The organism is Pedobacter folensis (assembly GCF_056490665.1).
In genome coordinates this window covers 17,991-41,504 of the sequence record NZ_JBWJIF010000002.1, presented here as the reverse complement: position 1 = coordinate 41,504, position 23,514 = coordinate 17,991, and the positions used below count along the sequence as shown (strand labels likewise).

The window sequence follows — 23,514 nt, the reverse complement described above, 5'->3', positions numbered from 1 at the left end:
TTGATCTTTTTAAGACATTTGCAATCTATCTTTGGATACGTTGGATTATGGTATTCAAGGCACTCAATCACCTTCAGGCAATATCAAAGTAGCTCGTGATGACCTGCAAATTGTAATCGAAAAAGTTATCTTAGGTTTCATTAGTTCGCTAGTTTGGTGGTATGTCAAAACAAATCACCTTTGTAGATAAATGCCAGAGTTTTATAATGGATAATTTAGATCTTTTATTTAGTTAAAAAGGTTAATAGATAAGTCAATGAATACTAACGAAGAAATCAAATGCCAAAAAAGATTAAAGCAGTAAAATGTCTACCATTTAAATGAGCTGGTCGACTAAAACGTTAAAAAAAATAAACATCTGAACTTTATCGCTGTAAAATCGCAATGCAAAATTTGAAGTTTGGCAATCCATACGGTAAGAATGTCAAAATTAAGTTGTTTTTTGCTTAAATCTAACTTACTTTAGCAGAATTGAAAATCATTTAATAACTGTGAAAAAAATCTTAATCACTGGTGGTGCGGGCTTTATTGGCTCTCATGTAGTCCGCCGTTTTGTGAACAACTATCCTCAATACGAAATCGTCAATTTAGATAAACTTACCTATGCTGGTAACCTGGCTAACTTAACCGATATCGAAAATAAACCTAATTATAGATTTATTAAAGAAGATATTACTGATGCTAACGCGATTTTTGATCTGTTTAAAACAGAAAACTTCGATGCAGTTATTCACTTAGCGGCAGAAAGCCATGTAGATCGTTCTATTTCTGATCCAACAGCTTTTGTAATTACCAATGTAATTGGTACAGTTAATTTATTAAATGCTGCCCGCGAATATTGGAAAGGGGATTACGATAAAAAACGTTTTTACCATGTAAGTACCGATGAGGTATATGGCGCTTTAGGCGAAACAGGGATGTTTACCGAGACCACCGCTTACGATCCTCATAGCCCCTATTCTGCTTCGAAAGCGAGTTCAGATCACTTTGTAAGGGCCTACCATGATACTTATGGTATGGATTGTGTAATTTCTAATTGCTCTAATAATTATGGCTCTCATCATTTTCCAGAGAAACTGATTCCGTTAGCGATTAATAATATTAAAAATAACAAACCGGTACCTGTATACGGTAAAGGAGAGAATGTGCGCGATTGGTTATGGGTAGAAGACCATGCCAGGGCAATTGATGTGATTTTTCATAATTCGAAAACTGGCGATACCTATAACATTGGTGGCCATAACGAATGGAAAAATATCGATCTGATTAATCTGCTTTGTACCATTATGGATCAGAAGTTAGGCCGCGATGCTGGTGAATCAGCCAAACTGATTACCTATGTAACCGACCGCGCGGGACATGATTTGCGTTATGCCATTGATTCGGGCAAATTACAGAATCAATTGGACTGGGTTCCTAGTTTGCAGTTTGAAGAAGGTTTGGCCAAAACCGTTGATTGGTATCTACAAAATGAGGATTGGTTAAATAATGTAACATCAGGTAATTACCAATCCTATTACGAACAACAGTACAGCAATAAATAATGGAAATTGAGCAAACAGGCTTAAAAGACTGTCTTATCATTAAACCCCGGGTATTCGAAGACCCGAGGGGCTATTTTTTTGAAAGTTTTAATCAAAATACATTTGAAGAAAAAACGGGTTTATCAGGCAGATTTGTTCAGGATAATCAATCTTATTCTTCATATGGTGTAATCCGTGGCCTACATGCCCAAGCCGGAGAATTTGCACAGGCCAAACTGGTACGGGTAACCAAAGGAGAGGTATTGGATGTTGTCGTAGATGCTCGTCCAGGTTCTCCAACTTATGGTAAGCATTTCTCTATTAAGTTAAATGCCGAAAATAAGTTACAAGTATACATTCCAAGAGGTTTTATTCATGGTTTCTCGGTACTGAGTAAAACCGCAGAATTTTTATATAAGTGTGATAATTTCTTTAACAACAAATCTGAAACCGGGGTAATTTATAACGACCCTGATCTGAACATCGATTGGTTAATCCCTGAAGAAGACCACTCTGTTTCTGATAAAGACTTACTTCTAAAACCATTTCAGCTTTACAGCACATATGAATAAAATAGTAGTAATTGGTGCTGCCGGGCAATTGGGTCAATGTTTAAAGGCGGTTGCAGAGCGTAGGGGAATAATAGAAATTGTTATTCCTGATGAGCGGGATGCCAACATTTTGGATGAAGGTGGTTTAAATGCACTCTTGGCTAAGGAACAACCCGCATTTGTGATTAACTGTGCGGCTTATACTGCAGTAGATAAGGCCGAAGATGAAGCTGATCTGGCAAAAGCCATTAATAAAACTGGAGTAGGATACCTGGCTTCGGCCTGTTTAGCAAATAGGGCTACTTTGGTTCATGTTTCTACTGATTTCGTTTTTGAAGGGAATAATGTGAAGCTGCTAACGGAAGATGACGAGGCTAGGCCAATTAATATTTATGGGCTAACCAAACTGGATGGTGAAAAAGCAGTAGCAGCCAAATTGCCTGCTCATTTTATCATCCGTACCAGCTGGTTGTATTCTGAATATGCCAATAACTTTGTAAAAACCATGCTGAAACTGGGCGCTGAACGTGATGAACTGAATATCATAGCCGATCAGGTAGGTACACCAACTTACGCAATCGATCTGGCTAATGCTATTTATGATATTATTGAATCCGATCAAACTAGCTATGGCCTTTATCATTATAGCAATGAAGGCGTAACGTCCTGGTTCGACTTCGCAAAAGCCATATTTGATATCAGTAAAATAGAAATTAAGGTAAATTCGATACCTGGATCTGCTTACCCAACTAAAGCAAGGCGACCAGCATTTTCGGTGATGGATAAAAGCAAAATCAAAGCAACATTTAATATCGAAATTCCTTATTGGAGAGATAGTTTGGCGGAGTGTATAAAACAGATTAAAATACAATAAATAGGTATCATTATTCATTTAGGTCTGCAATGACTAATGAACCAATGACCAATGAACTAATGACTAAAATATGAAAGGTATAATCTTAGCTGGTGGCAGCGGAACCCGTTTGCATCCTTTAACTTTGGCTTGTAGTAAACAGATGATGCCGGTTTACGATAAACCGATGATCTATTATCCGCTATCTACGTTAATGTTGGCTGGGATAAAAGAAATTCTGATTATTTCTACCCCACATGATCTGCCAAATTTTGAAAAATTATTGGGCGATGGTGTTTCTTTGGGCTGTAAATTTAGTTATGCCGTGCAGGCCGAACCGAATGGTTTAGCGCAAGCTTTTGTGATTGGTGAAGAATTTATAGGAAAAGATAAAGTAGCCTTAGTGCTAGGCGATAATATTTTTCATGGAGATGGCATGGCCAAATTATTGCAGGCCAGTTCCGATCCCGATGGCGGCGTGGTATTTGCCTACCAGGTTGCTGACCCTGAACGTTACGGTGTTGTGGAGTTTGATGCTAATAAAAAGGCCATTTCGATTGAAGAAAAACCTGTTCAGCCTAAATCAGACTACGCAGTACCAGGTTTATATTTTTATGATAACGAGGTGGTAGAAATTGCAAAAAATATTAAACCTTCGCCACGTGGAGAATACGAAATTACGGATGTAAATCGCGTGTACTTAGAGCGGGGCAAATTAAAAGTAGGCGTATTAAGCCGTGGTACAGCCTGGCTGGATACCGGGACCTTTACATCACTAATGCAAGCCGGACAATTTGTTCAGATTATCGAAGAAAGACAAGGCTTAAAGATAGGCTGTATTGAAGAAATTGCTTACCGCATGAGCTTCATCGATGCTGAGCAGCTAAAAGCTATTGCTACGCCATTGGTTAAGAGCGGCTATGGTAGTTATCTGCTTAAACAGATTAAATAAAGGAGCTTAAGGTCTTATTTCGTTATTTATAAAAACAAAAAAGGCTTAAGATCATTATTATAATGAGACTTAAGCCTTTGATATTTTAATTAATACTAATATCTACTTTCAAAATCTTGATAAACCAAAGCAATACCCTCTGGCAATTCAATTTTATGTTTCCAGCCTAAAGCGTGTAATTTACTCACATCCATTAATTTTCTGGGCGTACCATCGGGTTTGCTCGAATCAAATACCAATTCGCCCTCGAAACCTAAAACATCTTTGATCAATAAAGCGAGATCTTTAATGGTAAGATCTTCTCCTGTACCAATGTTAAGCAAATTTGGCTCATTATAAGTTTCCATTAAGAAATAACAAGCTTCAGCCAAGTCATCAGCAAATAAAAATTCACGCATTGGTGAGCCTGATCCCCACACGACAACCTCTTTCTCATTATTAATCTTAGCCTCGTGTACTTTTCGGATTAAAGCTGGTAATACGTGTGAATTTTGTGGGTGATAGTTATCATTGTAACCATAAAGGTTTGTCGGCATTACAGAAATGAAGTTACAACCGTATTGATCGCGGTAAGCATCACACATTTTAATACCCGCAATTTTAGCAATAGCATATGGTTCATTGGTATGTTCTAAAGTTCCTGTTAATAAATAATCTTCTTTAAGTGGTTGCTGGGCCATTTTTGGGTAAATGCAACTCGAGCCCAAAAACATTAATTTTTTAACCTCATTTACATAAGCACTATGAATAACATTGTTTTGGATAGCCAAATTCTCATAAAGAAAATCAGCTCTGTAAGTGTTGTTCGCAACAATGCCACCTACTTTTGCTGCGGCTAAGAATACGTAATCGGGTTTTTCTGTCGCAAAAAAATCTGCGACAGCCTGTTGATTGCGAAGATCCAGTTCAGCTGATGTTTTGGTAATCAGATTGGTATAACCCTCTTTCTGTAATTTACGGTAAATGGCTGAACCCACCATTCCCCTATGACCTGCAATATAAATTTTAGCGCTTTTTTCCAATGTATTTTTTTTAATGCATGCGAAAATACAACAGATTTTAGAAATAAGGTAAATAAAATCGTTTAAAGGTATAGCTAAAGCATTAGAAAGTAGTTTATTTGTAGCTCAGTATCAAGACTTGCTTTTAGTTGATCACCGGTTCAAATAGTGTGAATATCATTTGTGGCTATAACAATGCGGGAAAGGATGGAGGGTATAGCCATTTTATATATCTTTGCCCATCAAGCATTCAAACATGAATACAGAAAAGCAAATTGCAATTATTGGTTTAGGATATGTAGGCTTGCCCCTGGCCATAGAATTTGCTAAAAAATATCAGGTTATCGGTTTTGATACCAATGAAAGCCGTGTAGCGGAGTTAAATCAATTAAAGGATCGGACAAATGAAGCTAACCTGGAGGATCTGCAGGCTGTACTTGCCGGATCTGACCCAGGCTTAACACTGAGTGCTAATTTAGCTGATCTTGCCGCTTGTAGCATCTATATTGTAACCGTCCCAACCCCTATCGACCACTTGAAAAGGCCAGATCTGCAACCATTACTTGCAGCCAGCAAAATGCTGGGTATTGTGCTTAAAATAGGCGATATTGTCATTTATGAATCGACTGTTTATCCGGGTTGCACCGAAGAAGATTGTGTGCCTGTATTGGAAAAAATTTCAGGATTAAAATATAATATCGATTTTTTCTGTGGTTATTCGCCCGAAAGGATCAACCCAGGCGATAAAATTAATACCCTTACCAAAATTAAAAAGGTAACCTCGGGTTCCACGCCTGCAATTGCTGCTGAAATTGATCAACTCTACACATCTATTATTACGGCAGGTACTCATTTGGCGCCTAGCATTAAAGTAGCAGAAGCCTCAAAAGCAATAGAAAATGCACAGCGGGATGTAAATATCTCTTTTGTAAACGAACTGGCCTTAATTTTCGATCGCATGGGCATTGATACAGCAGATGTATTAGCTGCTGCTGCAACCAAATGGAATTTCCTCAATTACAAGCCCGGTTTGGTGGGTGGCCATTGTATCGGTGTAGATCCTTATTATTTGGCGCACAAATCGGAGGCTTTGGGTTATAAACCCGAAGTGATCCTATCTGGCCGTAGGGTAAATGACAATATGGGCATGTTTGTGGCCAACAAGGTCATCAAGATGTTGGTGGCCAGAGATAAAGTAATTAATGGTGCTAAAGCACTCATATTAGGTTTTACTTTTAAAGAAAATTGTCCCGATACCCGAAATACGAGGGTAACTGATATCTACAAGGAGCTGAAAGCTTTTAGTATGGATGTTGATGTATATGATCCATGGGCTAATATAGATGAAGTGAAAGCGGAGTATGGCATCGAAATGATTGATGGTCAGTTTAAACATTACGATGCTGTTATCCTTGCTGTGGCGCACCAGCAGTTTTTGGACATTGATTATAGCAGTATTAAAGAAAAAGGAACACTCATTTTTGATACCAAATCTTTTATCGACAGGAATTTGGTGGATGCCCGATTATAGGCACTTCGCTTTCAACCTGCTCATTTTGAGCTATGAGTAGGGGCATTAACACAGTGCGTCATTCTCGCACAGGCGGGAGCCACGATTGCTCAGCAAAGCTAATTTTAATGGCAATAATCCGATAGCTATTGGATGCAAGGTCAGGCTTGAGCTAGCCAGCCTGTACCAAGTTTAGCAGCTTTGATTAAGAATAGGTAATTTTTGATCTTCATTTAATGAAAAGAGACGAATATTTAAAAGGGAAATACTTTAAAGCTTCAACTATTTGTTGATAGCGTGTAGATTATATTTTTGTTAATTTTCTTGTGCAAATTAAGCTGTAAATTTTTTTAAAGCATCATTTTCGACTATTTGTCTGATTTAATCTACTCTTTATTAGAAAATAGCATGAATTTTCTTAAATTTAACACCTTAATTAGAATACTTTGATTGTTCTATAAATAATACACTCAATTCGCGTATTATTGCGGTGATTATTTCGTTTATAAACGAGTGATTATGATAAGGCGAGTTAATTGATATTTCATTGTTATAAATATGTTAAGTTTTTTTACAAAAAGAAATAAAGTAACCGATATTGCTTGGCTGGGCACGGATATGCATTCGCATATTTTGCCGGGCATTGATGATGGTTCACCTGATGTAACCACTTCCATTCGGTTTGTGAGGGGTTTACAAGAATTGGGTTTCGATCAATTGATTGCCACACCACACATTTTTAAAGAATTATATCCGAATACGCCTGAGACGATTAAGGACGCAAAAGCTTTGTTGCAAGCAGAAATGACAAAGCAAAACATTACACTAAAATTAGGTGCAGCAGCAGAGTATATGATTGATCAGGACTTTAGTATAGATGAGCCGCTATGTACTTTAGATAGTAAACATTTGTTAATTGAAATGTCCTACCTAACAGAAAGCCCAGGTATCAGCCAAACAATTTTCGACATCGAAATAAAAGGACTTCATCCAATATTGGCGCACCCCGAGCGTTATACTTTTTACTTCAAAGATAGAAACAGGTTAAAAAGGTTTAAGGAAAAGGGTTGTTTATTGCAATTGAATTTATTATCTGTTTTAGGTTACTATGGAAAAGAGGTAAAACAATTAGCTGATTCATTATTAAAAGAAAAGATGTACGATTTAGCTGGTACAGATTTACACCATGTTAAACATTTAAATACATTAACCACGGCGGTTGAGTCAGGCAGACTTTATGAACTAATTGGGCAATACGAATTTAAAAATCAAGAAATTTTTGAATCTGTAATGATATAATGTTTAACGCCCATATTCTTAAAATGGCACGATTCCTGCTTGTAGCGGCAAGAATCTAATCGATTATCATAATCATATTTTGAGTTCTTCGATTTTACAATTAAATGATTAAGTTTGCGAGCTATTTAAAGTGGTAGATTTCACTTCAAATAGACATGTATCTATGAATAAAATAAATAATTTAACCAAAGCACTTAGTATAATTGCTTTGCTACTTGTGGTCGCAATATCGTCTTCTTGCGTAAGTAACAAAAAAATAGCTTATTTTCAGGATATTCAGGCTGTAAATCAGGCAAGATTGGATAGCGCAATCAGCTTTACTGAGCCAGTTATTCAGGCTGATGATATTTTAAGTATTAATATCTTCACTTTAAATCCTCAGAGTGGAATTATCGTTAATCAAGCTGCATCAACACCTATACTAGGTGGAAATACAAACACAAGCTTAACAACACAAAATACAGGTTTTTTAGTAGATAAAAATGGTGAAATAGAATTGTCCCTTATAGGGAAATTAAAAGTTGCTGGTTTAACGACTTATCAAGCTAGAGAATTAATCAGAGAAAAAGCTGCTAATGTTTATAAGCAACCAAATGTTCAACTACGATTTGCAAATTTTAAAGTAAGTGTTTTAGGGGAAGTTAATGCCCCTTCTGCGTATACACTACCAAACGAAAAGGTAACTATATTAGATGCCTTAAGTTTAGCCGGAGATTTAACCATTTATGGAAAGAGGGAAAATGTTTTAATTATTAGGGATAATGGCGGGAAAAAAGAGTTTTCTCGGCTTAACTTAAATTCTAGCAATATTTTTAATAGCCCTTTCTACTATTTAAAGCAAAATGATGTCATTTATGTGGAGCCAAATAAACGTAAGGTTTCAGCATCTAATTCTGCCCAAATTCAAACCATAGGTGTCTTAGCCTCAGTGGTTTCTGTAATTGTACTGGCAATTTCAAGTTTTAAATAAGATCTGTAGTAAAAATGACAAAGATATCAAGGAATAATACAAGGCAAGATAGGGTTGAAGAAGAAGATACTATAAATTTGAAGGAGATTTTTGCAAAACTTAGCGATAAATGGCTATGGTTTGCATTGAGTATTTTGGTGTGTTTGCTTGCTGCATTTCTGTATATTCAGTATACTCCTCCAACATATCAAATAAGCGCAAAAATTTTAGTCAATGACGATGAAAAAGGTTCCGCTTTAGGTAAACAAAGTAGTAGTTTAATGGATTTGGGCGGGTTGTTAGGTGCAAAAAATTCAGTGGATAATGAGGCGGAAATCTTAAAAACCAGATTTTTGATGGAGCAGGTTGTCCGTAAAATGCAGTTAAATCTTGTTTATTCAAAAAAGATTGATTTTGTTAGTCGCGAATTATATGAGCCCCCATTTAAATTAAATATAATTAAAGGTGTTGATACAATTAAGACTACAAAATTCGAGGTTGAAAAAATTTCAAGCAACAGAATAAAAATAAGTACTAAGAATTTTGAAAAGGAAGTTGGATGGAACGAAGAGTTTAGTGTAAAGGATGTTGGGATTATTAAGTTGGAGCCCAGTAAAATTGATCAGTTCGATACTGGTAAATATTTAATTAACGTAAGTTCTATCGATTCAAGAGTTGCAATTCTGATGCAACAATTGTCTGTTGCAGTTACAAATAAACAAGTTAGTATTGTAGATTTAGGGTTTTCATACCCACTACCAAAAAAAGGAGAAGATATTTTAAATAATCTAATAAGTAAATATACTGAATCGAACCTCGACGATAAAAATGCAATAGCTGATAGTACATATAAATTTATTAAAGAACGCCTAAATGTTATTGCTTCTGAATTGGGAGATGTAGAAAACCAAGAAGAAACTTTTAAACAGAATAACAAGCTAGCAGACATGAGTGAACAAGGAAAATTGCTTGTTCAAAATACAGGGGAGTTTAGTACTGAATTAGCTAAGGCGGAGACACAGGTAAGTATATTGACTGATTTAGAAGACTATTTAAAAGACGAGAGTAAAAATAAAAGAGTATTCCCAACATCTCTCCTTCCTCAAGATATGGTTTTTTCTGGTTTGATGAGCCAATATAATGCTTTATTAGTAGAGCGCGACAAGCAACTCTTAAGTGTTACCGAGGAAAGCCCTTTTATAAAAAATATTGATAACCAAATTTTGGGGTTACGGAGTGGCATATTGGCTAATATTCAAAGTACAAAAAATACATTTGTCGTTACTCGGGATAAATTAAGAAGCCAGTTAACAAAGGCTGAAAGTCAAATTTCAGGAGTTCCCAAAATAGAGAAAAATTACTTAAAATTAGTTAGAAATAAGGGGATTAAACAGGAATTATATATCTTTTTGATGCAAAAAGCTGAAGAAACAGCAATATCCAAGACTTCAAATATTTCTGTTGCTAAAACTATTGATCCACCAAAAGCACAAGTACTTCCAATAAGTCCAAAAGGACACGTAATATATCTAGCGGGATTATTAGCAGGGTTGTTAATTCCGTTAGCTCTAATTTTTGGACTTGAACTTTTAAGTACTACGATTAAAACAAAAGATGAGATTACTGGACTTACTCAAGTACCTATAATTGGCGAAATTAGTCACAATTCGACCTCTGATAATTTGATTGTTGCTAATCAAAGCCGATCCGCCATTTCGGAACAATTTAGGGCTCTAAGAACTAATCTTTCTTTTTATTTAAAGGCAAAAGATGAAAAGGTGATTCTTTTAACATCCAGTATGAGTGGCGAAGGCAAATCTTTTACTGCCATAAATTTGGGTAATATCTTGGCATTAGCAGGTAAAAAGGTTTTATTAATGGAACTAGACTTACGTAAACCAGGACTTTCAGCAAAATTGGGTGTACGGAACGATATGGGATTTAGCAATTATACTATTAGCCCAGATATTAAAATGTCTGATATAATAAAGCCAATTACGATAAATAAAAACATGTTTATTATCTCGTCTGGCCCTTTGCCCCCAAATCCTGCCGAAACACTTATGAGTGAACATACAGCAAATCTCATTAGTGAATTAAAAAAACAATTTGATTATATTATAATGGATGCTCCACCAGTTGGCATTATAACAGATGCTCAACTGCTAGCTGTTTATTCTGACGTTACGATTTATTTGGTTAGACAAGGGGTTACTCAAAAAAGCCAATTAAATATTCTTGAAGATCTTTATCGAAGTGGAAAAATGAAAAATTTAGGCATTGTTGTCAACGATATTGTAAGTAAGTTTTACGGCTATGGCTATGGATATGGGTCATATGGTGAAGTTAAGCAGGATGGTTTGTTGGATAAATTAAGGGGAAAATTAAAGCTTTAGAATACATAATATGAAAGTTGCATTAATAACGGGCATCACAGGGCAAGATGGCGCATATCTTGCTGAACTGTTACTCGAAAAAGGTTATATGGTACATGGTATTAAAAGAAGAAGTTCTCTTTTCAATACTGACAGAGTGGACCATCTTTACCAAGATCCTCATGATGAAAATGTACGATTTAAATTACATTATGGAGATCTGACAGATTCAACGAATTTAATCAGAATCGTTCAAGAGGTACAGCCAGATGAGATTTACAATTTAGGAGCGATGAGTCATGTGAAAGTATCTTTTGATTCGCCTGAATATGTAGCGAATGTAGATGGTATCGGAACCTTAAGGATATTGGAAGCAGTAAGAATCTTAGGTTTAGAAAAAAAGACCAGAGTTTATCAGGCATCTACTTCTGAATTATATGGTGGCATGCCAGAAAATAAAAACGATAAAGGGTTTTATGACGAAAATTCTCCTTTTTATCCGCGGTCACCATATGGAGCAGCTAAGATTTATGGTTTTTGGATCACTAAAAACTATCGTGAGGCTTATGGAATGTTTGCCTGCAATGGGATTCTATTTAACCATGAGAGCCCATTAAGGGGAGAAACCTTTGTGACCAGAAAAATTACCCGTGCCGTGGCTAAAATTGCACAGGGTTTACAAAGTAAATTATTCCTTGGGAATCTAAATGCAGAACGCGATTGGGGGCATGCGAAAGACTACGTAGAGGCGATGTGGAGAATCTTACAACAAGATGTTCCTGAAGATTTTGTAATTGCAACAGGTATAACCACAATGGTTCGTGAATTTGTGCGCATGGCCTTTTCAGAAGTGGGAATTACTGTAGAGTTCAAAGGCGGAGGCGTAGAAGAAAAAGGATATGTTGTGAGTTGTAGTAATCCAGATTTCCAGATTACAGCAGGTACCGAGGTAGTGGGAGTTGATCCGGCTTACTTCCGTCCAACAGAAGTGGATTTGTTAATTGGTGACCCTACTAAATCAAAAACTAAATTAGGCTGGGAGCCTAAATACGATTTGGCTGCGTTAGTGAAAGAAATGGTAGCTACTGATGTAGAGCACTTCAGAAAAGAAACTTTGCTTAAAGCTCATGGTTATAAGATCAAAAATCAATTTGATTAAATAGTTTATTTAAGGAAATGCTTAACTGTATAATAATTAAGCTGCCAATAGATATATTGAATCATAATTTTCTTCACTGATAGAAAATACTCATTAATAATGAACTATACGCTAAAAGTTGCTGACATTAGAGAGGAAACTGAAGACACAGTTACTTTGTGCTTTAAGCAGCCAGGGTTAAAGAAAATCAAATATTTGGCGGGACAATACCTAACCTTAATCTTTAGAATTAATGGGAGGCGTTATATCCGGCCCTATTCTTTTTCGTCTTGTCCCGGAATTGATTCTTTTTTAGAGATTACGGTGAAGCGGGTAGAAAATGGATTGGTATCCAATCATATCAATGATATGGTTAAAATTGGTGATTCCATTGAGGTCATGCCGCCCATGGGCGACTTTATTTTTGAGGAAGATAGTGTGTATACTGATGTGTTTTTTTGGGGTGTTGGTAGTGGCATTACACCATTGATTTCTATCATTAAATATATCTTATCTACAGTTGATGGAGTAAGAGTACATTTGAATTATGGGAACAAAAACCATGAAACCACTATTTTTAAAGATCAAATTAATCATTTGATGTTACAATATACAGATCGGCTAATTGTGCGTCATTTTCACACCAAGTTGTTTGTTAATGAAGCTAACCCACATTTAATTCAAGGAAGAATTGATCAAGCTAAGGCTTTACAGATCTTAGATAAAAGTTTAGATGCGAAAAAATGTGCACACTATATCTGTGGACCAACTGGTTTAAAAGAATCTGTAAAAAGTGCCATTTTAAATAAATTTGGGTTTTTGCAAAATGTATATTCTGAAGATTTTGAACTGGTGAAGGATCCAAAGGATTTGATTGATGTTTACACCCAAAATGTGATCTTAAATTTTGATAAGAAAACATATAATCTCGAAGTAGCGAAAGGGAAAAGTATTTTAGAAGCTGCTTTAAATGCTGATATTGAATTGCCTTACTCCTGCCAAACTGGGAATTGCAGTACCTGCAAAGGAAAATTGCTGGATGGTAAGGCCAAAATGATTGGGTTAAGTAAAGAGCGTGATGATCTTGCATCAGATGAGTTTTTGCTTTGTTGCACTCATCCATTGACAGAAAACGTACATATAGAAATATAATATAAAAATATGAAGGTAGTAATACTTGCAGGTGGTTTAGGTACCCGATTAATGGAAGAGACCGAAGCTCGTCCAAAACCTATGGTTGAAATTGGCGGTAAGCCAATTCTATGGCACATTATGAAAATCTACGAAGCTTATGGTTATAACGATTTTGTATTGTGCCTGGGCTACAAAGCGCAAAGTATTAAAGAATATTTTTTAAATTACTACTTGTACAATTCTGATGTTTCCATTGATATCGAAAAAAATAAAGTAGATGTCCATTTTTCAAATTCAGAATCTTTCAAGGTAACCCTTGTTGATACTGGATTATCTACTAACACCGCAGGCAGAATTAAGCGTATTCAAAAATATGTACAGGATGAGACCTTTATGCTTACTTATGGTGATGGTGTAGCAGATATCGACATTACAAAGTTAGTCGAATTTCATAAAGGCCATGGCAAACTGGCAACCTTAACCAGTATCCAAACCCCAGGTCGTTTTGGCAATATTGAGATGGATGAGAATGGAAAAGTTAACCATTTTGTAGAAAAACCACAGGGTGATGGGATGTGGATCAACGGTGGGTTCTTCGTATTAGAACCAGGGATATTTAAATATCTTGAAGGGGATATGGATACTATCCAATGGGAAAATATACCGTTGAAAGAAATTGCCAATGATGGGGAATTGGCAGCTTTTAAACATCCTGGTTTTTGGAAACCTATGGATGCTTTAAGAGATCGAATTGAATTGGAGCAGCTTTGGAGCACTGGAGAGGCAAAATGGAAAATCTGGTAATATGTTAAGTGAACTAAAAAAAACATACGAGGGGAAAAAGATATTCCTGACTGGCCACACTGGATTTAAAGGTTCGTGGATGTTGAAGACACTTCAACTTTTGGGGGCAAAAGTTAAAGGATATGCTTTGGCTCCTCAAACCGAAAATGACTTATACCATCTGATAAAAGGAGATGAGATTTGTGAATCTGTAATTTCAGATTTACGTGATCGGGAAGCGCTTAAAACAGCAATTGTGGATTTTCAACCGGATTTTATCTTTCATCTGGCTGCTCAGCCATTAGTTAGGTTATCTTATGAGATTCCGTCAGAAACTTTTGAGGTAAATGCAATCGGCACAGCCAACTTGTTGGATGCAGTACGTTTATTGGAGAAAAAATGTTCGGTTGTTTTAATTACAACTGATAAGGTATATCATAACAACGAATGGGAATATCCATATCGTGAAAATGACCGCTTAGGTGGTTATGATCCCTATAGTGCAAGTAAAGCCTGTACGGAATTGGTAATCGATTCCTATAAAAATTCTTTTTTCAATAAATCCAAAATTGGTGTCCATAAAAAAGGAATTGCTGTTGGCAGAGCAGGAAATGTAATTGGAGGAGGGGATTGGTCAAAAGATCGATTGATTCCTGACATCGCTAAAGCACTTTCTAAAAATGAAGAAATTATTATTAGAAACCCAAATTCTGTGCGTCCATGGCAACATGTTTTAGAGCCTGTGGTTGCTTACCTTATATTGGGTATGAATTTAGATGTCGACCCAATAATGTTTGGTGAAATTTATAATTTCGGGCCATATGCTTCTGATGCACTACCTGTAAAGGAAATGCTTGAGTTGGCAATAAAATCTTGGGGTGAAGGTATTTATAAGGTTGAAGAATTAGAAAACCAACCCCATGAAGCAGGATTGTTAAAGTTAGATATTAGTAAGGCAATGGTCCAATTAGGATGGAGACCGAAATACAATGCTATTAAAGCCGTTGAGGAAACGATTAATTGGTATAAGGTTTATACAAGAAAAGATGAGGATATAAGGTCTTTTACCAATGAACAAATAAAATCCTTTTTGAATGGATAAAATTTTAATTACAGGAGTTAGTGGATTTTTGGGATCTCATATAGCGGAAAGGTTTATTAAGTCAGGTTATAAAGTCATTTCTTTTAAAAGAAACAATACTGATTTTTGGCGGTGTGACGATTTCTTTGATGCCATAACATGGATTGACATTGAGTCAGAGGATTGGCAAACATTAGTAATCGAAGCTAAACCTAAAGTAATCATTCACTGCGCGTGGTTTGGAGTAGGCGCAAAAGATAGAGATGACTTACAACATCAAATAGGAAACCTCAACTTATTGTCAGCATTGTTGGAAATTGGAAATATTCTAAAAATTAAAAAATTTATTTCTTTTGGATCACAAGCAGAGTATGGACATTTTGAAGGTGAAATTAATGAAGAAAGTACTGTTAAACCTAACTCTGCCTATGGTATATCAAAGTCGTTAGCTTCTGATTGCGTTAAACACTTTTGTGATTACAATGGAATTGATTGGTATTGGTTAAGATTATTCTCCTTTTTTGGAGAGAAGGAGGGGGCGGATTGGTTTATCCCAATGGTTATAAATAAAATTATTAATGGCGAAGAATTAAATATGACCCTTGGTGAACAGGAATATGCCTATATGTATGTTAAGGATCTATCAAGTGTTGTTTTGGATATTACTAATAGTTCTGAAATTAAAAGTGGACTTTATAATCTTTCATCAAAGCAAGCATATTCATTAAAATCTGTTATAGAGCGTATTCTTGAAATTGTAAATCCAAAAACTTCATCTATTAATTATGGAGCTATTCCTTATAGACCTAATCAGCCAATGTTAATAAAAGGAAGTATGATTAAGTTGGAGAATGAATTGGGGCCAATAGATGAAGGTAGCTTTGAAGAAAATCTAAATAAAACTGTTCAATATTATATTGAAAGGAGAAAGAAATAATGAAGTTTGAAAATTCTAAAAAATTTGCAACTGAAATAAGAAAAAAAACTATACAGATGGTTTTTAGAGCCAAGGCTTCACATATTGGTGGGGCATTGTCTATGGCAGATATCCTTGCTGTATTGTATCATGACAGTTTGAATATTGATCCAATAGACCCTAAAAATGAGAATAGGGATATGTTCCTTTTATCTAAAGGACATGCCTGCACAAGCTTATATGCAACACTTGCTTTGAAAGGCTTTTTTCCATTAGATGATTTAGAAACTTATAGTAAAGACGGGAGCAAACTATTATCCCATACAAATCATCATGTACCAGGTATTGAGATTTCAGCAGGTAGTTTAGGACATGCCTTACCAGTTGCAGTTGGCGTAGCATTAGCTGCAAAAAGGAGAATTAGGAGCAAGAAAGTATACTGTTTGGTTAGTGATGGAGAACTTGATGAAGGTTCAAATTGGGAAGCAATCTTACTATCCCCACAAGTAGGACTGGATAATTTAATCTTAATAGTAGACTACAATAAAATACAAAGTTTGGGTAATGTTAAAGATGTAATTGATCTCGAACCCCTAACGGATAAGTTTAAATCTTTCAGATGGGAAGTTTTTAACATAGATGGGCATAACCATGAATCGATAAAAGAAACTATTTTAAAAGCAGATAACAATAATGGTTTACCTAAAGTGATAATTGCACATACTGTCAAAGGGAAAGGAGTATCATTTATGGAAAATGAATTATTATGGCACTACAAAAGTCCAGATGAAAAACAATTCAATCAAGCATTAAGTGAAATCGAAACACAATGAGAACTGCATTTATAACACAACTAATTGAGGAAGCACGTAAAAATGAGAATATATTTTTACTAGTGGGTGATTTAGGATTTAGCGTAATTGAACCATTCGCACAACAATTTCCAGATCGTTTCTTGAATGTTGGGATTGCCGAACAAAATATGGCGGGTGTAGCAGCAGGTTTAGCGCTGGATGGATATTGCGTTTATATATATTCAATAGGGAATTTCCCTACACTTCGCTGTATGGAACAAATAAGATATGATATATGTTATCATAACTTAAATGTTAAGATTGTTGCCGTTGGTGGCGGATACGCATATGGATCTCTTGGCGCCTCCCATCATGCAACCGAAGAAATAGGAATGTTAAGAACAATACCTAATATTGTTGTTTGTGCACCAGGTGACCCTGCTGAAGCAAAAGCGATAACAAGATTCTCTGCTGAGCATAATGGGCCCTGCTATATCAGAATAGGTAAAGCTGGTGAACCTTATGTACATGTAAATGATCTGGATTTAAGATTAGGTGAAATTTTATCAGTAACAAGCGGTTCTAATGTAGCTGTATTTACAATGGGAGCTACTTTGAAGTACACAGTTGATTTTATAAATGAGCACCAACTAGATGCATCCATTTATAGTTTTCCGTTTGTAAAACCTATTAATAAGGACCAGATTAGTTATATTTTAAAGAAATATAAAAAAATAATTACAATTGAAGAGCATCAAGCTCAGGGTGGATTTGGTTCTTCAATTTTAGAAACAATAAATGACTTATTAGAAGAAGGGCTTATAAATAAATCACCTTTCATAAAAAGAATAGCTATACGGGATAAATTTTACTCAATAGCCGGCTCACAAGATTACTTGCGTAAACTTGCTGGAATAGAATTAAAGGCAGAAGATTTTGAAATAATATAAAAATAAGGATGGAATATAAAAATATTAATGCTTCTTTACAAGGACAATTATTAGAAGCAATACAAAAGAATATTAACAAACCAATTATTGCGGGAGAGAATTATATTCCAGTTACAGGGAAAGTAATTGATGAAGAAGATGTGCTTTTTGGTGTTGATGCAACATTAGATGCATGGTTGACAGCAGGAAGATTTGCAAGCCAATTTGAACACGAATTTGCACAATATTTTGGTGCTACTAAAGCTCTCTTAGTTAATTCTGGTTCTTCTGCGAATTTAGTGGCATTTTATGCGCTAACCTCTCCGAAGTTGGGCGATAGAGCGATTAAACCAGGTGATGAAGTAATTACTGTGGCTGCGGGTTTTCCAACAACAGTTAACCCAATTGTTCAGTTTGGTGCTATACCTGTATTTGTGGATGTGGATATTGCCACTCATAATGTATTGGCTGAGGATATTGAAAAAGCAGTATCTCCAAAAACTAAAGCCATCATGATTGCTCACTCTTTGGGTAATCCATTTGATTTGGACGAGGTAATGCGTGTTGCTAAAAAATATAACTTATGGGTTGTTGAAGATGATTGCGATTCTTTAGGTGCGACATATAAGGGGAAAAAAACAGGGACATTTGGTGATATTTCTACCTTTTCATTCTATCCTGCCCACCACATCACTATGGGTGAAGGTGGTGCTGTAATTGTCAATAATCCAGAATTAGCAAAACTGGCAGAGAGTTTTAGGGATTGGGGTAGAGATTGTTACTGCTTACCGGGAAAAGATGATACCTGCGGTTGTCGGTTCGGGCAACAATTAGGATCGCTTCCTTATGGTTATGATCATAAATATACTTATTCTCATATTGGATTCAATTTAAAAGTAACTGATATGCAAGCAGCATTCGGTGTTTCTCAATTGAAAAAATTAGATCATTTTGTACAACGCAGAAGAGAAAACTATGCGGCTTTGTATTCGAGGATGAAAGATCTTGAGGAGATCTTTATACTACCCGAGCCTACTCCAAATTCCGATCCGTCATGGTTTGGATTTTTAATGACTTTAAGAGAAGGCGATTCGAACGACCGCCATATGCTCGTACAGCATCTAGAAGAGAAAAAAATTGGCACGAGATTATTGTTTGCCGGTAATCTTTTGAGGCAACCCGCTTATGCTGGAATCGAGCACCGTAAAATTGGGGATTTAAAGAATACGGATATCATTATGAATCAATCATTTTGGTTGGGTGTTTGGCCGGGGCTAAATGAAAATCATTACGATTATATGTTGGATATAATTACCAGTTATATTAAATAATCTGTGAGGTTTAAAAAAATTGTTTCTGATAAGATCGGATTAGACCATACAATTGCAATTACCATCTTAACAAGATTAATTCAAGCTGGAGGAGGAGTTGTTTCTATATATTTTATTGCAAATTATTTAAATTCTGATGAACAGGGATACTACTATACTTTTGCTAGTATCTTGGCAATTCAAGTTTTTTTCGAACTAGGCTTGAGTGGTATTATCACTCAATATGTTGCCCACGAATTTGCGCACCTGGAATATGATGGTAGTAAAATATTAGGAAATAAATATCACTCCTCCCGACTTTCATCATTATTAAGATTCTGTATTAAGTGGTTTTCCCTAATTTCTTGTTTGCTTTTTTTTCTCTTGTTTGGGGCCGGTTTTTATTTTTTTAATAAATTCAATAATTCTGTTACATATATCAATTGGCAAGGCCCTTGGATTGTCATGTGTCTCACAACCTCTTTAAACCTGTTCATTGATCCAATACTTGCTTTTTTTGACGGTATGGGAGATATCAAAGATATGGCAAAAGTAAGGTTCATTCAGAAATTGACAATGATTACTTTGCTTTTTCTTTTTCTGGTATTAGGCTTTAAACTTTATTCTGCTGCACTTGCTTCGCTAGTATCAATCTTAATCAATTATTTTCAAATATTATTTTCTAAACGGTTTTCTAAGTTAAAATGTATTTGGAAGATGCTAGCAGAATCGAAAATAGAATATTTAACAGAGATATTTCCATTACAATGGAAAATTGCATTAAGTTGGGTAAGTGGCTATTTCATCTTTCAATTGTTTAATCCTGTGCTTTTTGCAACAGAGGGGGCAAAAGTTGCAGGGCAAATGGGAATGACCCTGCAAGCGTTAAATGGTATTTCTGCTATCTCAATGAGCTGGATCACAACTAAAGTGCCGATATTTTCATCACTTATTGCAGAGAAAAAAGATATAACATTAAATACCCTATTTAATAAAACGGTAAAACAATTGGGGCTTGTTAACTTTTCTCTTTTGATTATGTTAATAATGGTCATACTTGCATTAAAATATTTTGATATAAAGCTGGCATATAGGTTTTTAGACCAGATTCCACTATTGCTTTTATGTGTTTGTACTTTGGTAAATCAATTCATCTTTGCATGGGCTACATTTTTAAGATGTCATAAGGAGGAGCCTTTTTTAATAAATTCATTATGCGTTGGTATTTTTTGTGCCCTATCAACATTCTTTTTAGGTAAATACTTCGGTTTATGGGGAATAGTGATCGGATATGCATGTATTACTTGTCTAATTGCTTTACCTTGGTCATATCGTATTTTTATAAATGAAAGAAGAAACAAATATCATTACAGTTAATGAAAAATAATTTACTTACAATTAGCATCCCAACTTATAATAGGGCAATAATTTTGGACGAGGCTTTGGAAGATTTGATTCCAAAAATTAGCAAGTATAATTTTGAGATAATTGTATGCGATAATTGCTCAACAGATAATACATCCGATATCGTTCATAAACATAAAAAAGTTTATGAACACATCAGATATTTTAAGCAGGAAATAAATATAGTAGATAAAAATTTTGTCACCTGTCATCAACTTGCTTTAACTAAATATAATTGGATACTTGGAGATTCAACCAGGGTCTATGAGGAGTATTTTACTACAATAATTGATCTTTTAACATATAATGAATATGATGCAATCATAGTAAACTCTCATAATAGAATTAAAGGAGTTCCGTCTAAGGTATATTACGACCCTGGAATATTAATGAGCGAAATTGGTTGGCACTTAGGATTAATAAGTAGTACAATTGTGAGTAAAAAAATGACCTCTGATGAGATTGTATGGAGATATTTAGAGACAAACTTTATCCATATGGGGCTTTTTTTTGAATTTTTTGCGAAAAGTGATAATTCTAAAATGTACTGGCTGGCAGATAATATCGCTACTCACACTAAAATTAATAAATCTTCAACATCCTGGCTGCCCCGAAGTTTAGAAATTTATGGAAAGGGCTATATGGCTTTTGTACTCTCTTTACCTTCTCAAATACCCGTTGATATTAAATTAAAATGCATCAAAGATCATAGCCTGAACCAGGGGCTTTTCGAAATTAAGAATCTTGCATTTTTACGATCTCAGGGTTGGTTAAGTTATAAGCAGGTTACAACATATAAAAATTATATTCCATTTTTAACAAATACAAAATGGTATCAATTGGTTATAATTTCATTGATACCATCATTATTATTTAAGATGATGAGAAATATTTATTTGGCTTTTAAATAAATATTTTTATATATTATTTAGTAAGGTTTATTTAACAATTAAAATTATATGATACCGAAAATCATCCATTATTGCTGGTTTGGGAACTCAGAATATCCACCCATTGTACACAAATGCTTAGAGAGTTGGAAAAAATTCTTACCTGATTATGAAATTAAATTATGGAACGAAACCAATATAGATGTTCTTAATTATAGCTTTATGAAAGATGCCTATGATAATGGGAAATGGGCATTTGTTTCTGATTATGCTAGATTTTTGGTTCTAAAAGATTGGGGGGGGATTTTTCTTGATTGTGATGTCGAAATATTACGTCCATTAGATCCGTTACTTACTAATAAGGTTTTCTTTGGTATTTCTAAACATGAGCAAAAGGACGTTTTTTTCGTTAACCCTGGTCTCATAATTGGTTGTGAAAAAAATAATAAATTTATATCTGAGGTTCTGGTTGAATATGGTAATATTAAATTTTTAGATAAATCTGGTGCTCCGGACTTAAATAATACGTCGCCCAGAGTACTAACAAGATTATTATCTCCTAAAGGTTTAAAACTAGAGGATTATACTCAGTCATTAGATGATGGCCAAATAGTTATTTATTCATCTGAATATTTTGATCCAATAAACCCAAGAAAGCTGATAAAATCAAGTATAATTGAAGTAACTGAAAATACTTTTGGAATCCATCATAGTATGGCGAGTTGGGTTTCCAATAAAGAAAAGGTTAAGCGGGTCTTATCTATTTTATTTAGAAATATTTTCGGCGATTCAAGAATAAACTATATAAAAAATAAAATACAAGGTATCAAAGGTTAATGAAAAGGTATAAACTTTATTTGTTGATTTTAGTTTTATTGCTTGCTACACCATTAAGGGCTAGTGTTCTTATTCTTATGCCCATTTTTCCGATAATTTTATTTAAAATCTATCCATATACCATCACCAAAAGATCTATAGGACTGTTATTATTATTTGCTCTTTCAAGTATTATAGGGTTAATTTTAGGAACTACAAATCCAGCCAATGTATTGCTGTCTTGCTATATTGTGATTCCGATTTTTATAATCTTTTTGGCTAAGCCTAAAATAAGCGCTCTGGATTGTAATATAAGGCTTAATGCTTTTATAAAATATATAATCTATACACTCAGCATTGTAAATATCTTAGGTCTGATCAGCTATTTTGTAATATATAAAGCAAAAGACGATGATGCACTACAGATTATGTACGGTCAGCATTTTAGTGGCGTAAATGGTTTAGCTATGCTAAATGCATGTATGTTTCTTTACTTTATATCGAGAATCATAAATGGTTTAAAAGAACGAAAAAATATAATAAATGCTGTCTTTTTTTTTATCTCTTTTATTTTTTGTTTTTTTGGAACAGGCCTAATTTGCCTAATCATTACTGCTGCAATATTCGTACTATTAAAGGCCAAGCTTAAGCATGGTATCGTAATCGCATCGTTATTTATAATTGGCTTTTTTGCCTTTAAGGAATTTAACAGTAGGACCTTTAACTATATGAAGGGCAGCCTAACAATTGGTGAAGAATTCCCAAGGAAATTATTAATGTTTGACTCTTATTCCAAATTTGTTAAAGAAAATCCGATTACCTCCTTATTTGGAGTTGGAGCTGGTGGCTATAATGGAAGGGTTTCATTTTTATTAAATAAAGAGTCTGATAACATTTTTACAACTATCTTTGGGCATCAAATGCCGGTTTTTCATGAAAAAAATGCATATGTTTTTTGGAACAAAGACGTGACGGATGTTGAGGAGTTTACTGATGGGGCAAGAAATAAACCTTTTTCGTCTATAGTCTCGATTTTTTCCGAATATGGGATTATTTTCGGGTTAATATTTTTTGCATATTATTTAAAGGAGATCATAAATCTTAAGGATGACCTACATAACTCTAATAATTTGTTTTTGTTTCTCATTTATATTTTTTTTCTGCTAATTCTTTTCGTAGATATGTGGTTAGAGTCTAGCGAATTTTTATTCTTCGCCATTTTCCAATTTTTGATTAAGGCAAGAGATAAAGGAGTTAGTAATGTTAAATTATCTGATGAATCTAACTTTGGAGTTTAATTATTTAT

Annotated in this window: 21 protein-coding genes; 20 read left to right on the top strand and 1 reads right to left on the bottom strand. The window is 34.8% G+C overall.

Annotated elements, in window-relative coordinates; all coding sequences use genetic code 11:
- Positions 1–491 precede the first annotated feature (491 nt).
- The 4 genes from rfbB to rfbA all read left to right on the top strand — a co-directional run bounded on the left by rfbB (position 492) and on the right by rfbA (position 3,879).
- Positions 492–1,544 carry a dTDP-glucose 4,6-dehydratase gene (rfbB, locus tag AC04QZ_RS08715; protein ID WP_478357455.1) on the top strand — a complete coding sequence of 351 codons (1,053 nt, stop codon included), beginning with the start codon at positions 492–494 and terminating at the stop codon, positions 1,542–1,544.
- Entirely contained in the window at positions 1,544–2,095 is a 552-nt protein-coding gene (gene rfbC / locus AC04QZ_RS08710; protein WP_478357454.1) for a dTDP-4-dehydrorhamnose 3,5-epimerase, read from the top strand. The genes rfbB and rfbC overlap by 1 nt, the downstream gene beginning before the upstream one ends.
- Complete coding sequence (rfbD, locus tag AC04QZ_RS08705; protein ID WP_478357453.1) at positions 2,088–2,948, top strand: dTDP-4-dehydrorhamnose reductase; 861 nt, start codon at positions 2,088–2,090, stop codon at positions 2,946–2,948. The genes rfbC and rfbD overlap by 8 nt, the downstream gene beginning before the upstream one ends.
- Positions 2,949–3,018: 70 nt before the next feature.
- Complete coding sequence (rfbA, locus tag AC04QZ_RS08700) at positions 3,019–3,879, top strand: glucose-1-phosphate thymidylyltransferase RfbA (RefSeq protein ID WP_478357452.1); 861 nt, start codon at positions 3,019–3,021, stop codon at positions 3,877–3,879.
- A 95-nt stretch (positions 3,880–3,974) separates the two neighbouring features.
- Here the strand turns inward: rfbA and fcl are convergent, their stop codons facing one another.
- Complete coding sequence (fcl, locus tag AC04QZ_RS08695; RefSeq protein WP_478357451.1) at positions 3,975–4,901, bottom strand: GDP-L-fucose synthase; 927 nt, start codon at positions 4,899–4,901, stop codon at positions 3,975–3,977.
- Positions 4,902–5,136: 235 nt separating this feature from the next.
- On the opposite strand from fcl, the gene AC04QZ_RS08690 reads away from it, so the two are divergent.
- The 16 genes from AC04QZ_RS08690 to AC04QZ_RS08615 all read left to right on the top strand — a co-directional run bounded on the left by AC04QZ_RS08690 (position 5,137) and on the right by AC04QZ_RS08615 (position 23,506).
- Positions 5,137–6,411, top strand: a complete 1,275-nt coding sequence (locus AC04QZ_RS08690) for a nucleotide sugar dehydrogenase (RefSeq protein WP_478357450.1) — start codon at positions 5,137–5,139, stop codon at positions 6,409–6,411.
- A gap of 537 nt (positions 6,412–6,948) precedes the next feature.
- Positions 6,949–7,689, top strand: a complete 741-nt coding sequence (locus AC04QZ_RS08685; protein WP_478357449.1) for a tyrosine-protein phosphatase — start codon at positions 6,949–6,951, stop codon at positions 7,687–7,689.
- 163 nt (positions 7,690–7,852) lie between these two features.
- A complete protein-coding gene (locus AC04QZ_RS08680; RefSeq protein WP_478357448.1) occupies positions 7,853–8,659 on the top strand; it encodes a polysaccharide biosynthesis/export family protein in 807 nt (268 codons plus the stop codon).
- Between the two features lie 14 nt (positions 8,660–8,673).
- Positions 8,674–11,034 carry a GumC family protein gene (locus AC04QZ_RS08675; RefSeq protein ID WP_478357447.1) on the top strand — a complete coding sequence of 787 codons (2,361 nt, stop codon included), beginning with the start codon at positions 8,674–8,676 and terminating at the stop codon, positions 11,032–11,034.
- Positions 11,035–11,044: 10 nt separating this feature from the next.
- A complete protein-coding gene (gmd, locus tag AC04QZ_RS08670; protein WP_478357446.1) occupies positions 11,045–12,172 on the top strand; it encodes a GDP-mannose 4,6-dehydratase in 1,128 nt (375 codons plus the stop codon).
- 99 nt (positions 12,173–12,271) lie between these two features.
- Complete coding sequence (locus tag AC04QZ_RS08665; protein WP_478357445.1) at positions 12,272–13,303, top strand: FAD-binding oxidoreductase; 1,032 nt, start codon at positions 12,272–12,274, stop codon at positions 13,301–13,303.
- A 9-nt stretch (positions 13,304–13,312) separates the two neighbouring features.
- Complete coding sequence (rfbF, locus tag AC04QZ_RS08660) at positions 13,313–14,089, top strand: glucose-1-phosphate cytidylyltransferase (RefSeq protein ID WP_478357444.1); 777 nt, start codon at positions 13,313–13,315, stop codon at positions 14,087–14,089.
- A 1-nt stretch (position 14,090) separates the two neighbouring features.
- A complete protein-coding gene (rfbG, locus tag AC04QZ_RS08655) occupies positions 14,091–15,170 on the top strand; it encodes a CDP-glucose 4,6-dehydratase (protein WP_478357443.1) in 1,080 nt (359 codons plus the stop codon).
- A complete protein-coding gene (locus AC04QZ_RS08650) occupies positions 15,163–16,086 on the top strand; it encodes an NAD-dependent epimerase/dehydratase family protein (RefSeq protein ID WP_478357442.1) in 924 nt (307 codons plus the stop codon). The genes rfbG and AC04QZ_RS08650 overlap by 8 nt, the downstream gene beginning before the upstream one ends.
- On the top strand, positions 16,086–16,898 hold the full coding sequence (locus tag AC04QZ_RS08645; protein ID WP_478357441.1) for a transketolase: 813 nt from the start codon (positions 16,086–16,088) through the stop codon (positions 16,896–16,898). The genes AC04QZ_RS08650 and AC04QZ_RS08645 overlap by 1 nt, the downstream gene beginning before the upstream one ends.
- On the top strand, positions 16,895–17,809 hold the full coding sequence (locus AC04QZ_RS08640; protein WP_478357440.1) for a transketolase family protein: 915 nt from the start codon (positions 16,895–16,897) through the stop codon (positions 17,807–17,809). The genes AC04QZ_RS08645 and AC04QZ_RS08640 overlap by 4 nt, the downstream gene beginning before the upstream one ends.
- Positions 17,810–17,817: 8 nt before the next feature.
- Positions 17,818–19,119 (top strand): lipopolysaccharide biosynthesis protein RfbH, encoded by a 1,302-nt coding sequence (gene rfbH, locus AC04QZ_RS08635; RefSeq protein WP_478357439.1) that lies wholly within the window; start codon positions 17,818–17,820, stop codon positions 19,117–19,119.
- Between the two features lie 3 nt (positions 19,120–19,122).
- On the top strand, positions 19,123–20,475 hold the full coding sequence (locus AC04QZ_RS08630) for an MATE family efflux transporter (RefSeq protein WP_478357438.1): 1,353 nt from the start codon (positions 19,123–19,125) through the stop codon (positions 20,473–20,475).
- Positions 20,475–21,413 (top strand): glycosyltransferase family 2 protein, encoded by a 939-nt coding sequence (locus AC04QZ_RS08625; RefSeq protein ID WP_478357437.1) that lies wholly within the window; start codon positions 20,475–20,477, stop codon positions 21,411–21,413. Before AC04QZ_RS08630 ends, AC04QZ_RS08625 begins: the two co-directional genes overlap by 1 nt.
- A 48-nt stretch (positions 21,414–21,461) precedes the next feature.
- Positions 21,462–22,229, top strand: coding sequence for a glycosyltransferase family 32 protein (locus AC04QZ_RS08620; RefSeq protein WP_478357436.1), 768 nt, complete (start codon positions 21,462–21,464; stop codon positions 22,227–22,229).
- A complete protein-coding gene (locus AC04QZ_RS08615; protein ID WP_478357435.1) occupies positions 22,229–23,506 on the top strand; it encodes a hypothetical protein in 1,278 nt (425 codons plus the stop codon). Before AC04QZ_RS08620 ends, AC04QZ_RS08615 begins: the two co-directional genes overlap by 1 nt.
- The last annotated feature ends 8 nt before the right edge of the window (positions 23,507–23,514 follow it).

Bases quoted from the DNA above. Each gene is read 5' to 3' on its own strand.
- rfbC (WP_478357454.1), top strand. From the start codon at position 1,544: ATGGAAATTGAGCAAACAGGCTTAAAAGACTGTCTTATCATTAAACCC.
- rfbD (WP_478357453.1), top strand. From the start codon at position 2,088: ATGAATAAAATAGTAGTAATTGGTGCTGCCGGGCAATTGGGTCAATGT.
- rfbA (WP_478357452.1), top strand. From the start codon at position 3,019: ATGAAAGGTATAATCTTAGCTGGTGGCAGCGGAACCCGTTTGCATCCT.
- AC04QZ_RS08690 (WP_478357450.1), top strand. From the start codon at position 5,137: ATGAATACAGAAAAGCAAATTGCAATTATTGGTTTAGGATATGTAGGC.
- AC04QZ_RS08685 (WP_478357449.1), top strand. From the start codon at position 6,949: ATGTTAAGTTTTTTTACAAAAAGAAATAAAGTAACCGATATTGCTTGG.
- AC04QZ_RS08680 (WP_478357448.1), top strand. From the start codon at position 7,853: ATGAATAAAATAAATAATTTAACCAAAGCACTTAGTATAATTGCTTTG.
- AC04QZ_RS08675 (WP_478357447.1), top strand. From the start codon at position 8,674: ATGACAAAGATATCAAGGAATAATACAAGGCAAGATAGGGTTGAAGAA.
- gmd (WP_478357446.1), top strand. From the start codon at position 11,045: ATGAAAGTTGCATTAATAACGGGCATCACAGGGCAAGATGGCGCATAT.
- AC04QZ_RS08665 (WP_478357445.1), top strand. From the start codon at position 12,272: ATGAACTATACGCTAAAAGTTGCTGACATTAGAGAGGAAACTGAAGAC.
- rfbF (WP_478357444.1), top strand. From the start codon at position 13,313: ATGAAGGTAGTAATACTTGCAGGTGGTTTAGGTACCCGATTAATGGAA.
- rfbG (WP_478357443.1), top strand. From the start codon at position 14,091: ATGTTAAGTGAACTAAAAAAAACATACGAGGGGAAAAAGATATTCCTG.
- AC04QZ_RS08650 (WP_478357442.1), top strand. From the start codon at position 15,163: ATGGATAAAATTTTAATTACAGGAGTTAGTGGATTTTTGGGATCTCAT.
- AC04QZ_RS08645 (WP_478357441.1), top strand. From the start codon at position 16,086: ATGAAGTTTGAAAATTCTAAAAAATTTGCAACTGAAATAAGAAAAAAA.
- AC04QZ_RS08640 (WP_478357440.1), top strand. From the start codon at position 16,895: ATGAGAACTGCATTTATAACACAACTAATTGAGGAAGCACGTAAAAAT.
- rfbH (WP_478357439.1), top strand. From the start codon at position 17,818: ATGGAATATAAAAATATTAATGCTTCTTTACAAGGACAATTATTAGAA.
- AC04QZ_RS08625 (WP_478357437.1), top strand. From the start codon at position 20,475: ATGAAAAATAATTTACTTACAATTAGCATCCCAACTTATAATAGGGCA.
- AC04QZ_RS08620 (WP_478357436.1), top strand. From the start codon at position 21,462: ATGATACCGAAAATCATCCATTATTGCTGGTTTGGGAACTCAGAATAT.
- AC04QZ_RS08615 (WP_478357435.1), top strand. From the start codon at position 22,229: ATGAAAAGGTATAAACTTTATTTGTTGATTTTAGTTTTATTGCTTGCT.